The following is a 13,933-nucleotide window of genomic DNA, read 5'->3' as shown; positions in this document are numbered from 1 at the left end:
CTCCCAAGCTCTAAATACAACAAAGCCCTCACAAAGAGGGCTTTGTTTTTCTCTGATGACCATACTTTATCAATAGTAGGTGCACATTCGCTTACCATCTTGCTCAATGATATTAAATGGAGTCTCGTAGATGCGTTCCAACGTGTCGGCTTGAATCACGTCTTCCACCGAACCTTGCGCCACCACTTTACCTTGCTTGAGTGCGATGATTTTGTCGGAGTAACATGATGCAAAGTTAATATCATGAATCACCACGACCACCGCTTTGTTAGTCTCATGCGCCAAACGGCGGACATTTTTCATGATCTGCAGTGAATGTTTAATATCGAGATTGTTCAATGGTTCATCTAAAAAAACGTAATCAGTATCTTGAGCAATGACCATTGCGATAAACGCAAGTTGACGCTGACCACCACTGAGTTCATCCAGATAACTGTGCTGAATACGAGTCAAATCAAGGTACTCAATCGCTTGGTCTATCACCTCTTGATCTTGTGCAGTAAGGTTACCTTTGCTGTAAGGAAAACGTCCAAAAGAGACCATTTCTCGCACCGTAAAGCGCATAGTGATCGAGTTCGCTTGCCTGAGCACGGCAAGTCGCTTCGCCAACTCTTTGGTATCCCACTCTTCAAGCGAAACGCTATCAATAAACACCTTGCCTTGGTCTTTATTAATTAACCGGCTAGCCATCGACAAAAGTGTACTTTTGCCCGCACCATTTGGGCCGATAATTGACGTCACTTTCCCTTTTTCAAACTCAGCGCTGGCACTATCAACAACGGGTTTATGACCAAAGACCTTGGTCAAACTCTCAAGTTTGATCATGTTATACAACCTTGTTTCTAAGCAACATGGATAAAAAGTAAATACCACCGATAAAGTTAATGACCACACTGAGTGTGGTTGAAAACTCAAAGATGTTTTCGATAACCCATTGCCCCGTGAGTAAAGAAGCAATGGATAATAAACTTACCGCAGTCAGTAATACCTTGTGGCGATAATTGGCGATAAATTCTCGAGTTAGGTTAGTGACCAGTAAACCAAAGAACATAATCGGCCCAATGAGCGCGGTTGAAATCGCAATTAACCCCGCAGACAGCAGCAACGTTTTTAACGTCATCGAACGCACATCAACACCCAAACTGATCGCATTATCTTGATCAAGCCAAAACACATCTAACGTGCGGTGCATACGATAAAGCAACACACTTAACACCAGTAAAACCGGTGTACAAAAGTAGACTAATCCCACTTTAATATTGTTAAAGCTGGCAAACATCTTCGACTGAATCGCGGTAAAGTCATTGGGATCAAGCAACATCGTAAAAAACGAACCAATGTTACTAAACAACTGCCCGAGAATGACGCCAAGCAGTAGTAAACTCATCAAATTCCGTTTTTGACTGCGAAAATAGAACGCAAACAACGCGGTCGAAAACAGCATCATCACGACCACAGAGACACTAAAATTCAGATACGCATTTAAGGTGAAGCTACTCAGCCCACCAAACAGTACCACCACAATCACTTGCGTGAGCATATACAGGCTATCAAAGCCCATAACACTCGGGGTTAAAATCCGATTCCCTGTGATGGTTTGAAACACCAGAGATGATTGACCGATTGCCACGCCGGCGAGAACAATCGCCAACACTTTCGGTACACGTCGCGATAGAAAATACTGGTAATTATCTGCCGTGAGGCCAACGCCAATAAACAGCGCCGCAACAACGATGCTGACCACTGCCAAAATCAAAAGCTTATTTCTGTCAGCCATGCTTTTGCCCCCGCAAAATCAAGCCGATAAAGACCACACCGCCGACAGTCGAAATAATCATAGAGATAGGCACTTCATACGGATAAATAATCCAGCGCCCGAGTAAATCGCACACTAATACCGTTAGTGCGCCAGCGATGGCGGTCAGAGGAATATTTTTACGCAAATTATCGCCAAAGAAATGGGTCACTAAGTTGGGGACAATCAAGCCAAGAAAAGGTAAACGTCCGACGATCATCACCACACTCGCCGCCATGACCGACACCAAAATCACGCCCAGCATCACCACCTGCTTGTAATTAAGCCCTAGGTTAGTGGCAAAGTCTTTGCCAAGGCCGACCGCCGAAATACGCGCCGCATATAAGTAACCTAAGATCGCAACCGGAATAGCCACATAGAGCAGTTCAAAATCTCCCTGTAGCAAATTGGCAAAGTTGGCAACCGCCCACCCTTGCAGGTTTTGAATTGCGTCGAATTTATAGGCAAGAAACGTGGCCGCGGATTCGACAACATTCCCAAAAATAATGCCGACCAGAGGCACGAAAATGGCATTTTTGAATTGGATACGGTGAATAAACTGTACAAAGATCAGGGTGCCGGCCATAGCACAGGCAAAAATGAGCCATAAATTGTCACCGTCACCGAAAATGACCAGGCTCAAAACGTAACCAAACATCGCACACTCTATCGTGCCCGATGTCGAAGGCGCTGCAAATCGATTCTGGCTAATTTGCTGCATAATTAAGCCCGCGATACTCAGCCCGGCACCGGCTAACAAAATGGCTAACAGACGGGGCAATCGGCTTGTGAACAATAAGTTCCAAGCATTTGCATCGCCACTAAGCAGTTCGCCAGCGGTAAGGTTACCCACTCCCACGAACAGTGAGAGCAGGCTAAGAGCAACGAGAGCAAGCAATAACTTTTTCAAAGTTAACCTCTGCTTGCGAAAACTAATTCAAACCAATCGTTGATTTCACATCTGCGATCATTTGCTGAGTCGCTTTGATTCCAGAAATCGCCAAGTACCAAGCGTTAAGATCAAGGTAAGTCATTCGCCCTTCTTGATACGCTTTAGTTGACTGGATCAATTCATTGTCAAACTGTTCACGAGTATGACTGGTGCCTTTATTCACCAGCTTGTCACGATCAATAATCAATAGGGTACTTGGGTTGGCTTTCTGAATATACTCGTATGAAACTAAATCGCCGTGCTGGCTTGGTTTAATATTGTGCACCGTTTCTTTAAAGCCAAATTCTTTGTATAGAATACCAAAGCGAGACTCAGTACCGAAGGTGGTAATGTTGCCTCCAGAACTCATCACGGTCAACGCATCCACTTGGTGTGACTGGTTGTAGTCACGAATTGCTTTGAATTCATTATCAAGCTCAGCGATTTTCTTCTCGACCATCTCTTGCTTCTCAAAAACGGTGGCCAACTTACGCCATTGCTCTTGTGTCGCTTGCCAATAGTCAGAACTGCGAGTACCAAAAATAATCGTAGGCGCTATTTTTGACAGCTCGTCATAATGCGTCGCACTGCGAGGCCCCGCAATAATAACGTCTGGCTTGTCGCTGTAAATGGCCTCAAAATCGGGTTCAAATAAACTGCCTGAAGAAGGAACGTCTTTATATTTCGCGAGATAATCAGGCATCATAGTGGCTGTAGATACCGCAACGGGTGTTACGCCCATGCTATCAACGGCATCTAATGCGCCAATCCCCAAAACAACGACACGTTTAGGATTACTTTCCAGTGTTGTCGTTCCCATTTCATGCTTGATGCTGACGGTTTCCGCCTGAACGTTGAAAACGGCCAAACCAGCTAATAGCGCGACTGCGAGAGCTTTCATTGTTATCCCTAATTCTCATATAATACAAATGCAATGTATTATCATTTAGATTGAGGTAAATGTCATCCTCAAAATGGCAACCAGAACGTTCCAAATACGGAACAAGTAACGGATCGTAATGTTTTCACCTTTTTACTCCATCCCTCAGGAAAAATTGTTCTTAGCCAGATCGCATCAAGCGTTTCCCGTGTGCTGCGACGATACCCAATGATCCTCAATACACAGTTTTTCATTCAGCCAAAAAAAATGCGCAATGAACATTGCGCACCTATTCGTCTTAGCGGTTATGGCGTTATAAGAAATCGAGTGACTTACGCCCTGCCCCCGGCTTTTTCTTGGTATTGTCGCTAGGCGCTGGCTTTGGTTCGTCTGTCACAGCCGGTGGCTCAATAACATCCTCGACCACAACATCATCGTCCTCTTGGACAATCATTTCCTCGTTGGGCTCACTGATTTGCTGCTCATTATAAACGACAACATAATATTCTTGGTTGAATTCAAAAAAGTCACCGTCATACAGTTTACGTCTTTTGCGCGTTTCAAGCTCACCATTTACCGCGACGTAGCCTTCACTGATCGCATACTTGGCTTCGCCGCCTCCAGACACCAAATTGGCCAGTTTCATGACTTTATACAATTCAATAGGTTGCGTGTTTACTTCTATACCTAACGCTTCAATTTCGATTTCTTCGCCTTCATCGGCGTCGTAGTCATACTCGTTATTCATGATCATCTCTAAATGTGCTGACACCCATAGTGTAAAGGCTTTTTGATGATGGGAAAACCATTAAGCCTGTCATCTGAATCTGACGTCGATTGACGTTTGTCTGACAGAACCCTGACAGCGTTTCCTATTCGGAAAATACGCTATTCCGCCATTTCCGTCAGTTATCACTTACATTAAGCGCATTCGGAGTTAACAGACATTGATGTCGCTCATTCAACTAGAGGCCCCATACATGTCAGCAATGAATATTTTGATCATTGATACTCAACCCCTAATGCGCACAGCAATTGAAAGCTTGGTCTACGAATGCATGCCAAACTCGCAAGCTTATCAAGCTAACAATGCAACGTTCGGTATTCAATTGCTAAGAAACCACGACATTGATTACGTCATCTTAGACGTCGATTTGGAAAATTCAGACGGTTTCGAATTTATTCGCCGTGCTCGTGCTCACGGTTACACAGGCAAAGTATTGTTTATTTCCAGCAGTAAGCACCCAATGTATTCAATGACTGCGTACAAACTCGGGGCAAATGGCTATATTTCCAAAGTGGAATCTTCGGTGGTGATCAAAGAGGCGATCTTAAGTGTAGCGCGTGGTTATTCGGTGTTTAAGCACAAAGCCAACAGCTTTCGTAAAACGGTTGCCTTGTCAAACCGTGAAACCGTGGTGTTTAATTACTTGGTCAAAGGCTACACCAACAAACGAATTTCTGAACTCTTGTCGTTGAGTTCAAAAACCATCAGTACCTACAAATCTCGTATTCTCGACAAGTATAATGTGGGTTCGATTGTGGAATTGATGCAAATGCGCGAGCACCTAGGTGAAGAAAACTAATTCGCTTTAGGGAACATAACGTCTTTTAGGGTTTTGTAGAGTAATACATGAAGTGGGCTGCCCATGTTTAACGCCTTATAGTTGGCGACGACATTCGGCAAGTCCACCGCAATCCCAGATTCAGAAAACGAGTGGTAGACAATGTCTTCACTCGCTTTTCCTATATTAGGGAGCAGCGAAACAATATGCCGTTTTCGCACTAAATCAAGCAGCGCGTGCATATTATCAATGGTGCCAACACTGTTTATCTCAATGCCAACTTCTTCTAGGCTGGTTTTGATGATGGCTTGATTTTGATGCCACCCTTTCATTTCAAGTACCACAAATCGCCGTTTCAATAATTCCTTGGCTGTTTTCAGCTTATCGTCTTCACAACTGACAATGGAACCCACGACACGGCCCAATTTCTGTTGATAGATCGACTTGGTTTGCATTGGATTAAAATACTGAACGCCGATATCGACTTTGTTATCCAAAATATGCTCTGGGGTAAGATCATGCCAGTTGGTGATTTGAACTTGAGCTTTGGGTAACACTTCCCATAACGCCACCATCAAATCCGCCCCAATAAGATGCTGAACAATTTCTGGTAGCGCGATACGCACCACTTTGTCGTAAGCTTGCGGAATAAACTCTTGGCGAGCTATGGCGCCATCGAGTAAGTCCAATCCAGCACTGATCTGCGGCAGGAGTTTCAGCGTAAACTCTGTGGGTTCCAGTCGGTGTGCTCCGCGCACAAACAGCGTGTCGTCAAGCTGAATACGCAATTTCGCGAGGTATTTGCTCACCGCGCTTTCTGTTTTGCCGAGTTCTTTGGCAACCGGCCGTAACTGGCGATGCTTGTTTATTAAGATAAGGACTTTGAGCAAGTTGAGATCTAACGGCTCAGTCATACATTCCCTCAGACTTAACTGGTTTCCCTTCATTGTAAAAGCAGCGATATTGAGCGTATAGCCATCAATGCTAAACCTCGGGATGATTTTTCGCTGTTTCTCATTGTCTCATCTGAGATGATCGCTTTTATCTAGTGATCAAAAAGAAGCACCGAAGTGCTTCTTCTTCCATACTCTGCGCGACTCACCCACTTTTGATTAATGATCGTGGTTAATTTTTTCTCCGACTTTCATTAATTCAAGCACCGACTTCACTTGGTATTTTTCCAGAATTCTGGTTTTGTAAGTACTGATGGTTTTAGCGCTTAAAGACAAGATTTCAGCAATATCTTTATTGGCTTTCCCTTCCATTAAATAGGTTAGAACTACCGCTTCACGCTGCGACAGTTTCACTTCTGAGCTGCGGTCAGGTGTTTCTCCGGTAAATTTAAAGAAGGTGTAACCGTTTAAAATGCTGTCGATGGCTTGCACAATCAGGCTCATGTTTTCTGATTTAGTGATGTAACCATCCGCTCCCAAGCGAAAAGCCGTTTCCGAATAGATTTGTGAATCATTGGCCGAGATAAACAGCATTTTTCCCTGATAACCATGGGCGGTAATACGACGAGCAAATTCAAAGCCATCGGCTTTCGCTAAATTGACGTCGAGCACCAAAAGTTCGATGTTGTTCTCTTTTATAAAGCTTTGCGCTTTATGCGAATCGGTTAATGAATAGACATTCTCGATACGGTGATGATCACGCAGCAAATTTTCTATTGCGGCGCAAACCAGTGGATGATCATCCAAAATCAAACAATTCACTTTATGAGTTAGCATAAGTTGTTCTCTAAACGTTGAATTTGAGCGAACGGCATAGGTCTTCCGGTCAAGAAGCCTTGACACACATCGACACCTAATTTCTCCAAATACGCCCAGGTTTCTTGATTTTCGACTCCTTCTGCCACCACTTTAAGCCCAAGATTGCGTGCCAGTTGATGAGTCAAACGAACAATCGATTGCGTGCGAATGTCATAGGTACAGGAGGCAACAAACTCACGGTCGATCTTCAATTCAGTTACAGGGAGTTGAGCCAGTTTTAGTAAGGTTGAATACCCCGTACCAAAATCATCAATTGAAAGCCCAACACGATGAATGCGTAAACGCGCAATGTTTTCTAGCATCACTGGCGAAAGCAGTGACACTTCATTTTCAGTAAGCTCAACAATAATTCGGTTGTGCTCTATCTGATACTGATGCGCCAAATCCAACAATCGTTCAACGAATTTGGAGGTTTCTAGATTGGTTTGGGTGGCATTCAGCGCGATGGTACTTTTCGATTCACTGGCTGAGAAATGTTTAAACGCTTGCTCGGCGGATAGGAAGAACAACTCATTTTGCATTTTACTTTGGTCAATCAACGGCAAAAAGACATCGGGACCAATAATGCCAAGTGTAGGATGAATCCAACGCATTAACACTTCGACGCCAACCACTTTCTCGGTTTTAAAGTCGTATTTTGGCTGATAGTAATTTTGGAACTCACCATTATTAAACGCGGTTTGAATCGCTGAAATATCAAAATCAAGCGTTGGTTTTACTTCCAGTTCAAGCTCACGAGTTTCAATATGCTCTTTAATCACCCCAGATAGCGTATCTTGCGCAACCGGCTTTGGTAAGGCGACCACCTTTTTGAAGCCAAGCTGTGTACACATGATGCAAGCGATTTTCAGTACGGTCACATCAATGCCACTTTGGATACCAATGGTGCCATCAAAGCCCGAGCGGCTTAATCGTTTTAAGAAATGGATGCCATCCATTTCTGGCATGTCTAAATCACAGATAAGCATGTCATAACGCTTATTTTCGCATAGCGCTAACGCTTCGTGACCGTCAGAGGACTCTTCGATGTCTTGTACACCAATTCGCTCCAACTGCATGCGCGTTGTACACCGCTGCAAAGCGCTATCATCAAGAATCAGTACATGTAACTGTGTGTTCATGAGCATTTAACCAATCTCTCGTATGTTCTATCGTTTCAGTTATTTGCGTTATCAAGCTATTGATACTTCCATGAATATCTTGATGGCCTTCTGCGGCGGCGTCCTCTACGGTTTGCGCCAATTCCATAAGCTCTTTTAACCCAACGGTTCCAGCACCACCTTTAATTCGGTGCGCGACCTGTCGAACTTGGGCCAAATCATTTTTTACTTCGATGAGTTTTTCGCAGTCCTCTTGCATGGTCGTGATATACACATCACCGAGCATTCGAGCTTCCTGCTCTTGAAAGTTGTCGAGCCAACACAGCTTTGTCACGATCGCTTGTGGTCGAACCTGCGCCGTCACATTTGCTTGTGCCGGTAGGAATTTTTTCAATAATTGATTGAGTGGATAAATGCCATAAGGCTTATAAAGAATATGATCAAACCCACTCGTTTCTGCGCGTTGCAGTGCGACTCGGCTATCTTCTGCCGTGCAGCCAATAATCGGCTTATCAGCAAATTCTGGCAGCGTATCGCGCACGCGCCTTGCCAGTTGGTATCCATCCATATTGGGCATATGACCATCGGTGATCAAGAGATCATATGACGTAATATTGCGACGTAGACGATTCAGCGCCTGCAAGCCATCAGAAACCAAATCCACCGTCACACCCATTTCTTCAAGTTGCTTAGCAATAAGCATCTGGTTGATGGGATTATCTTCTGCCACTAACACATGCCCACTCAGCATGACAATATCGTCAGACTCTGGCTCAGTATCGCCATCGTTGATTCGGCGCATCACTTCAAACAGAACGTCAGGGAAGAGTGGCGTTGTGGATAGACGAATAATATTATCATCCACCTCAGCCATCTGTGTGACGGCTGGGTCAAGAACGACGGTATAATCTTCATTATGACGCGACTGGTCCATCGCCGTGGTCAAAAACAAGCTGTGTCTTTGCTCAGCAAATTCGACATGTTCAAACCAAGGCTCCATCCACTCCATAACGTGCTTCGGCACAGGGCCATGGTGCAACTCAAGGTTCGGGAACAGGTTATTGTAACATTCCACAACTTCAAGCGGCAGTGTAAATGTGATCTTAGTTCCGAGACCAGTAACACTTTCTAGCTCAAATTCACCGCCCATTAATTCAATTAAATCGCGAACAATCGTTAAACCGAGCCCGGTGCCGCCATAGCGACGAGCAATGGTGTTGTCTGCCTGCACAAAAGGCTGAAACACAATTTTCTGCTGCTGCTCTGTCATACCTACACCAGAATCCATGACGGAGAAATGAATATTTTGCTCAGTGACACGTGTATCAACACGAATCTTGCCACTGTCGGTAAACTTAATCGCATTTGACAGCAAGTTGTTGACGATTTGGCTGTAACGCAGCGCGTCAATTTTAATAATTCGAATCGCAGACGGCGTCCAATTAAATTCAAACTCCAGCTCTTTATCTTTCGCCGCTGCACTGTGGATACGTAACAGCTCACAAGTGCCTTTCATCACGTTGAAGTCCATCGCTTCAATGTTGAGTTGATTGGCCTCCAACTTCGAAAAATCTAAGATATCATTGACCAACATCTTCAAGTTTTGTGTCGAAGTAATGACATTTTTCAACAACATACGATCTTCAGCATGAGTCAGACGCATATTCAGCATTTCGAGCAAACCACTCATACCTGCAATCGGCGTTCTCAGTTCATGACTCATACTGGCAAGAAAACGTTCACGAGCGACCACGGCTTGCTCTGCCAATTTGTTGGCTTCGATCAATTCCCGTTGTTGCTGATTACGACGACTAACATCATGTATCGCTGTTAATGCAAATGCTTTTTGTGTCGCTGAGTGAATGACACGCTTGCGGAAAAAATCGACCGTTTGGATATTCAGGCTGCAATCGGTAATATCAACCGTGCGTGCCATTGAATAATCGTCGTTAAGCACTTTCTCAAGCACTTCGTGGTTTTCAACAATCGCCGCTTTTGACGAGTTATTTTCCGCCATCGAACAGCCTTTACATGCTCCAGATATGTAGTTCTCGCAATTGCTTAGCACCAAATTATGGTTAGAATCGTGGATAAAGATTTGGAGCGGAAGTGCATTGATAATTCGCTGCATAAACTCAAATTCATTTTGTGAGTTCTTAGCCTCGTTTTCTCGCATGACGACCTGAAGTTTCAGGTTTTTAGAAAATAGATAGCTGATCAAGATAATGATCAACGCAACTAAAATTAACGACCCCGTTAGCAGTGCGACTTTGAACTTATCGTAACCGTAAACCACTTTTATATGAGAGTAGCCATCTCGAATTTTTTTCAGTTCATTATCATCAACCGTCGCTAGAACGCTATTAAGCGCATTGAGCAGCAAAGGCTCTTGTTTCGACACTCCAATTGACGCATGAACCATTTTGAAATCTTTGCGGTTGATTTTAAATTGATCATCATGCCCACTTCCTAACATCATATCGACCAAGTCATCACGAATATAAGCACGGCTTATCTCACCGTTACGCAACGCGTTAAGCATCTTCGTTAAGTCGGTATAGGGCCGAGTCTGCGGGCTAAAGGTGCTGTGAGTCACCCCTAACTCTGATGGGTGCCGTGTCGTCATCAGCACACCGTCAGGCTGATCTTTTGAAAGGCGCGGTGAACTGAGCTCAACCCCGACATACTTCATGTTCATGTAAGCGTCGGTCAGTTTGATCTCTGTCGAATTTAACCCGTCCTTAAACACCATCGGCAAAATATCGATTTCGCCATCTTCAATCATTTGGTCCGGTGTTTTGCCTTCTGGCGTAGGAACATAGTGAAACTTGATCCCCGAACGAGACTGTATCAGTCTCAACATCTCATTGAGCGCCCCCGTCAGCTTACCGTCACTATCACGATAAAACAGCGGATAGCTGTCTTCATTAAACGTAAAACGTACGGATCGGTCTTTGAGGTGGCTATTGCGATACGCGATATTGGCCTGATCAATTTTGTGATAGGCGTTAAAAGACTGTGAGGAGTAAGCTCTTAATGATTCGCCGCGCGATGCTAAAACATCATTAATACGTGTGATTAAAGCCTGCTTACTCGGCGCAGCCATCACCGAAACCTGTTCAGGTTCCAGCCAATCAGGAACCCAAACTTGACCATCTACGATGTCATTTTCGTTAAGATACTGCAGCAAAGAAACATAGTTCGCGACAAACGCATCGGCTTCACCAGAGTTAACCATCTCAAACGATTGGTCAAAATCATCAACAACCGATGGGTTTACAACCCCTAGAGATTGCAGACGTGAACAGTAGCTCGATTCTCGTAAACATACCCACTTTAAACTTTGCGGCGCAAGATAGGCTGTACGATTATTGCGATACCAAACCGCTAGACTGGTTTTATAAAAAGTATCTGAGAACACAAAGCGCTGCTCTCGACTCGGTGTACGACTAAACCCGACGGCAACGTCAGCTTCGCCATTTTCAAGCGCTTTGTAGACATTCTCAATCTTCCCATAACCCTCAATATTCAGTGATGCATTGAGTTCTTGAGCGATAGATTGCAAATAATTAATATTGATCCCTTGGAACTGTTCACTGACCGTATGGTCCAGTTCTGGAGACAAAGAGGAATAGACAGCAACATTGATCACTTCGGAAAATGCGGAGTGTTCATTCGGTTTCTCAGCAAAGTCGATAGCAGACGCATTGGTGGTCCACAATGTAGTGATCGAAACCAATAAGGTTAGTAATGATGTCAAGCGCACTAAATACTCTTCTCTGCGTTGTGTCGGGGGACGGCAAAGCTTAGAGTAAGCGCTTAATAAGTCAATATTTGACCAGCGAATAAAAAATTATAACATGCTGATTTTAAAAGAAACTCATCAATTTTGTCAGTAATAACTGACAGTAAAATCGCTCCTTTCTTACGCCAGTCAAACGTCAATTCGCGATGTGCTTCTCGGATTGTGGCAAACAGATGTGAACAAAACTTCACAACACTGCTTATTGAGATGTAACCCCAGTTTTTAAAAACAAAAATGGCCGGTTGACCAGCCATTTCTCAGGTAAATGCAGCCGACCGACTCAATCGTTATGCTTGAAAAGCTTTACGTTCAGACACACGACTAAACCACTTAGCAATAGAGGGGTATTGTCCAGTCACGTCGATGTCTAACGCCTTAGTACAAAAGCCAATAAAAATATACGTGGTAATATCGACAACGGTAAAGCGGTCACTCGCGACATACGACGACTCAGCCAAACGTTTATCGAGCGTAGGTAAGAACTCTTCTACGCGCAATTTCGATTCCTTTCCCCATTCCGCGACGCAGCGTTCTCGGTCATTATAAATACCTGTCATATTGCGAAACGCTTGAAACCCGGCATATAGACCTTGAAACTCGACCACCCGATGCCACATTTCAACTTGTGCTTTTTCAAGTGCGGTACTTCCAAACAGGCCGAGTTCGTTGGGATACAACTCATCAAAATAACGGCAAATAGCGACACTTTCGCAAAGGGTTTCCCCATTGTCGAGCTCAAGCATCGGAACTTTACCATTGACTGCTTTCGCTAAAAACTCAGCAGAGAGATTATCACCATCACGAACATTCAGTGCCACACGTTCCACGTCAACACCTAACTCATTCAAAAATATACTGACACGCCGACAGCTTGGCGTCATCGCCGTTTCATAAAGTTTCATTATCTTTTTTCCTTTTCTCTTTTTCGGAACGATCGTTTAGTTTAAAATCTACTTAATTTCTAAACGTTCAGTCAAGAATTAATTACCCAAGTTGCAGCATTGATCTTATGGCAAGAAAATCGAATTTTGATAAGAACCAAAAACTCCTAGAAGCCATGGCGTTATTCTGGCGTAAAGGGTATGCCAATACCGCCATTTCAGACCTCGTGGATACTTTACAAATCAACCGCTTTAGCCTGTATAACAGCTTTGGAGATAAGCAAAATCTCTATTACATGGCGCTTGATGCGTATCTGGAGAAGGTTTCTCTCCCCCCTGTTACCTCACTGACAGGTCCCAGCGCAGGGTGGCCTGAGCTGAAAACATTTTTGATTCACTTCGCCAACAAACAAAAAGACTCCTCCAACGGTTGTTTTATGCAAAATGCCATTGTTGAGCATGGCGGTGAAGATGAGAAAGTCTTAATGCAAGGAAATCGCTTGTTTGACTTACTTTCGGAACACTTTTGCCAAGCACTCACCAATGCCCAACAACAAAAACAGCTCAGCTCCTCTCTCGTCCCCGCGCAGTTGGCCTCACTATTACTAAGCCAAATGCAGGGAATGCGAGTGTTGAGTAAGGCCAAGCGCCATCAGGATATCGACGCGGCATTAAACGCAATGATTAGCTTAATAGAAGGTGCCCCCCATGAACGTCATTGAACCACTCGCCTGGCGTTTGACTCGTGGCGACGACCTCAAAACGGCGATACAACACCTTGTGACTCAGAACCACATCCAAGCAGGGAGTATCGCGTCTTGCGTTGGCAGCCTGTCACAACTGCACATTCGTCTTGCTGGCGCTCAGCAAACACTTAAACTTTCTCAACCGTTTGAAATCGTATCGCTGATGGGCACTTTGACCGCAGACCATCAACACTTACATATCGCCGTTGCCGATAACCAAGGCAAAGTCTGGGGTGGGCATCTACTTGAAGAGTCTTATATCGACACCACCGCTGAACTCATCTTTCATCGTTATCCTAGCCTGCATTTTGCACGAGAACACGATCGACAAACAGGCTATTCAGAGCTAAAGATTGTTCGCGATTCGTCGATAAAGCTTGTAGAGTAATCATTCACTCAGCCCCATTTGTAGTTATTTCGTTCTACATAAACACAAAATTGACTGGTCGTTAGTCAAT

13 protein-coding genes are annotated in these 13,933 nt (G+C 44.3%); 3 read left to right on the top strand and 10 right to left on the bottom strand.

What is annotated here, in order from left to right:
* Window positions 1-69: 69 nt before the first annotated feature.
* From vctC to ACFFUV_RS14845, 5 genes are all read right to left on the bottom strand, one after another.
* On the bottom strand, window positions 70-825 hold the full coding sequence (gene vctC, locus ACFFUV_RS14865; protein WP_390194303.1) for an iron chelate ABC transporter ATP-binding protein VctC: 756 nt from the start codon (window positions 823-825) through the stop codon (window positions 70-72).
* Between the two features lies 1 nt (window position 826).
* Window positions 827-1,777, bottom strand: a complete 951-nt coding sequence (gene vctG / locus ACFFUV_RS14860; protein WP_390194302.1) for an iron chelate uptake ABC transporter permease subunit VctG — start codon at window positions 1,775-1,777, stop codon at window positions 827-829.
* Complete coding sequence (vctD, locus tag ACFFUV_RS14855) at window positions 1,770-2,705, bottom strand: iron chelate uptake ABC transporter permease subunit VctD (RefSeq protein ID WP_390194300.1); 936 nt, start codon at window positions 2,703-2,705, stop codon at window positions 1,770-1,772. Before vctD ends, vctG begins: the two co-directional genes overlap by 8 nt.
* Before the next feature lie 22 nt (window positions 2,706-2,727).
* A complete protein-coding gene (locus tag ACFFUV_RS14850; protein ID WP_390194299.1) occupies window positions 2,728-3,627 on the bottom strand; it encodes a siderophore ABC transporter substrate-binding protein in 900 nt (299 codons plus the stop codon).
* A 292-nt stretch (window positions 3,628-3,919) separates the two neighbouring features.
* The gene (locus ACFFUV_RS14845) at window positions 3,920-4,354 is read right to left on the bottom strand and encodes an RNA-binding S4 domain-containing protein (RefSeq protein WP_390194298.1); all 435 of its coding nucleotides are present in this window, start codon (window positions 4,352-4,354) and stop codon (window positions 3,920-3,922) included.
* 232 nt (window positions 4,355-4,586) lie between these two features.
* Here ACFFUV_RS14845 and ACFFUV_RS14840 point away from each other — a divergent pair, with 232 nt between their 5' ends.
* Window positions 4,587-5,192 (top strand): response regulator, encoded by a 606-nt coding sequence (locus ACFFUV_RS14840; protein WP_390194296.1) that lies wholly within the window; start codon window positions 4,587-4,589, stop codon window positions 5,190-5,192.
* Here ACFFUV_RS14840 and ACFFUV_RS14835 read toward each other — a convergent pair.
* The 5 genes from ACFFUV_RS14835 to ACFFUV_RS14815 form a co-directional block, all read right to left on the bottom strand.
* Window positions 5,189-6,085, bottom strand: coding sequence for a LysR family transcriptional regulator (locus ACFFUV_RS14835; RefSeq protein WP_390194294.1), 897 nt, complete (start codon window positions 6,083-6,085; stop codon window positions 5,189-5,191). The genes ACFFUV_RS14840 and ACFFUV_RS14835 overlap by 4 nt on opposite strands.
* Before the next feature lie 198 nt (window positions 6,086-6,283).
* Window positions 6,284-6,901: a response regulator gene (locus ACFFUV_RS14830; protein WP_390194292.1), complete on the bottom strand. Its 618-nt coding sequence runs from the start codon at window positions 6,899-6,901 to the stop codon at window positions 6,284-6,286.
* Window positions 6,895-8,064, bottom strand: coding sequence for an EAL domain-containing response regulator (locus ACFFUV_RS14825; RefSeq protein ID WP_390194290.1), 1,170 nt, complete (start codon window positions 8,062-8,064; stop codon window positions 6,895-6,897). Before ACFFUV_RS14825 ends, ACFFUV_RS14830 begins: the two co-directional genes overlap by 7 nt.
* Entirely contained in the window at window positions 8,033-11,809 is a 3,777-nt protein-coding gene (locus ACFFUV_RS14820; RefSeq protein WP_390194289.1) for an ATP-binding protein, read from the bottom strand. The genes ACFFUV_RS14825 and ACFFUV_RS14820 overlap by 32 nt, the downstream gene beginning before the upstream one ends.
* Before the next feature lie 326 nt (window positions 11,810-12,135).
* Entirely contained in the window at window positions 12,136-12,750 is a 615-nt protein-coding gene (locus tag ACFFUV_RS14815; protein ID WP_390194288.1) for a glutathione S-transferase family protein, read from the bottom strand.
* Window positions 12,751-12,857: 107 nt separating this feature from the next.
* Between ACFFUV_RS14815 and ACFFUV_RS14810 the strand changes: the two genes are divergently transcribed.
* Both ACFFUV_RS14810 and ACFFUV_RS14805 read left to right on the top strand, forming a co-directional pair.
* Window positions 12,858-13,451, top strand: coding sequence for a TetR/AcrR family transcriptional regulator (locus tag ACFFUV_RS14810; RefSeq protein ID WP_390194287.1), 594 nt, complete (start codon window positions 12,858-12,860; stop codon window positions 13,449-13,451).
* Window positions 13,438-13,863, top strand: coding sequence for a PPC domain-containing DNA-binding protein (locus tag ACFFUV_RS14805; RefSeq protein WP_390194285.1), 426 nt, complete (start codon window positions 13,438-13,440; stop codon window positions 13,861-13,863). Before ACFFUV_RS14810 ends, ACFFUV_RS14805 begins: the two co-directional genes overlap by 14 nt.
* Window positions 13,864-13,933 lie beyond the last annotated feature (70 nt).

Origin of the sequence: Vibrio olivae (assembly GCF_042428525.1) — a bacterium.
GTDB classification, from domain to species: Bacteria; Pseudomonadota; Gammaproteobacteria; order Enterobacterales; family Vibrionaceae; genus Vibrio; species Vibrio olivae.
This window is presented reverse-complemented; position numbering and strand designations above follow the sequence as displayed.

Excerpts from the sequence above, each read along its gene's own strand:
- ACFFUV_RS14825 (WP_390194290.1), bottom strand. The coding sequence starts at position 8,064 with ATGAACACACAGTTACATGTACTGATTCTTGATGATAGCGCTTTGCAG.
- ACFFUV_RS14835 (WP_390194294.1), bottom strand. The coding sequence starts at position 6,085 with ATGACTGAGCCGTTAGATCTCAACTTGCTCAAAGTCCTTATCTTAATA.
- ACFFUV_RS14850 (WP_390194299.1), bottom strand. The coding sequence starts at position 3,627 with ATGAAAGCTCTCGCAGTCGCGCTATTAGCTGGTTTGGCCGTTTTCAAC.
- vctG (WP_390194302.1), bottom strand. The coding sequence starts at position 1,777 with ATGGCTGACAGAAATAAGCTTTTGATTTTGGCAGTGGTCAGCATCGTT.
- ACFFUV_RS14805 (WP_390194285.1), top strand. The coding sequence starts at position 13,438 with ATGAACGTCATTGAACCACTCGCCTGGCGTTTGACTCGTGGCGACGAC.
- ACFFUV_RS14810 (WP_390194287.1), top strand. The coding sequence starts at position 12,858 with ATGGCAAGAAAATCGAATTTTGATAAGAACCAAAAACTCCTAGAAGCC.
- ACFFUV_RS14845 (WP_390194298.1), bottom strand. The coding sequence starts at position 4,354 with ATGAATAACGAGTATGACTACGACGCCGATGAAGGCGAAGAAATCGAA.
- vctC (WP_390194303.1), bottom strand. The coding sequence starts at position 825 with ATGATCAAACTTGAGAGTTTGACCAAGGTCTTTGGTCATAAACCCGTT.
- ACFFUV_RS14815 (WP_390194288.1), bottom strand. The coding sequence starts at position 12,750 with ATGAAACTTTATGAAACGGCGATGACGCCAAGCTGTCGGCGTGTCAGT.
- ACFFUV_RS14840 (WP_390194296.1), top strand. The coding sequence starts at position 4,587 with ATGTCAGCAATGAATATTTTGATCATTGATACTCAACCCCTAATGCGC.
- ACFFUV_RS14830 (WP_390194292.1), bottom strand. The coding sequence starts at position 6,901 with ATGCTAACTCATAAAGTGAATTGTTTGATTTTGGATGATCATCCACTG.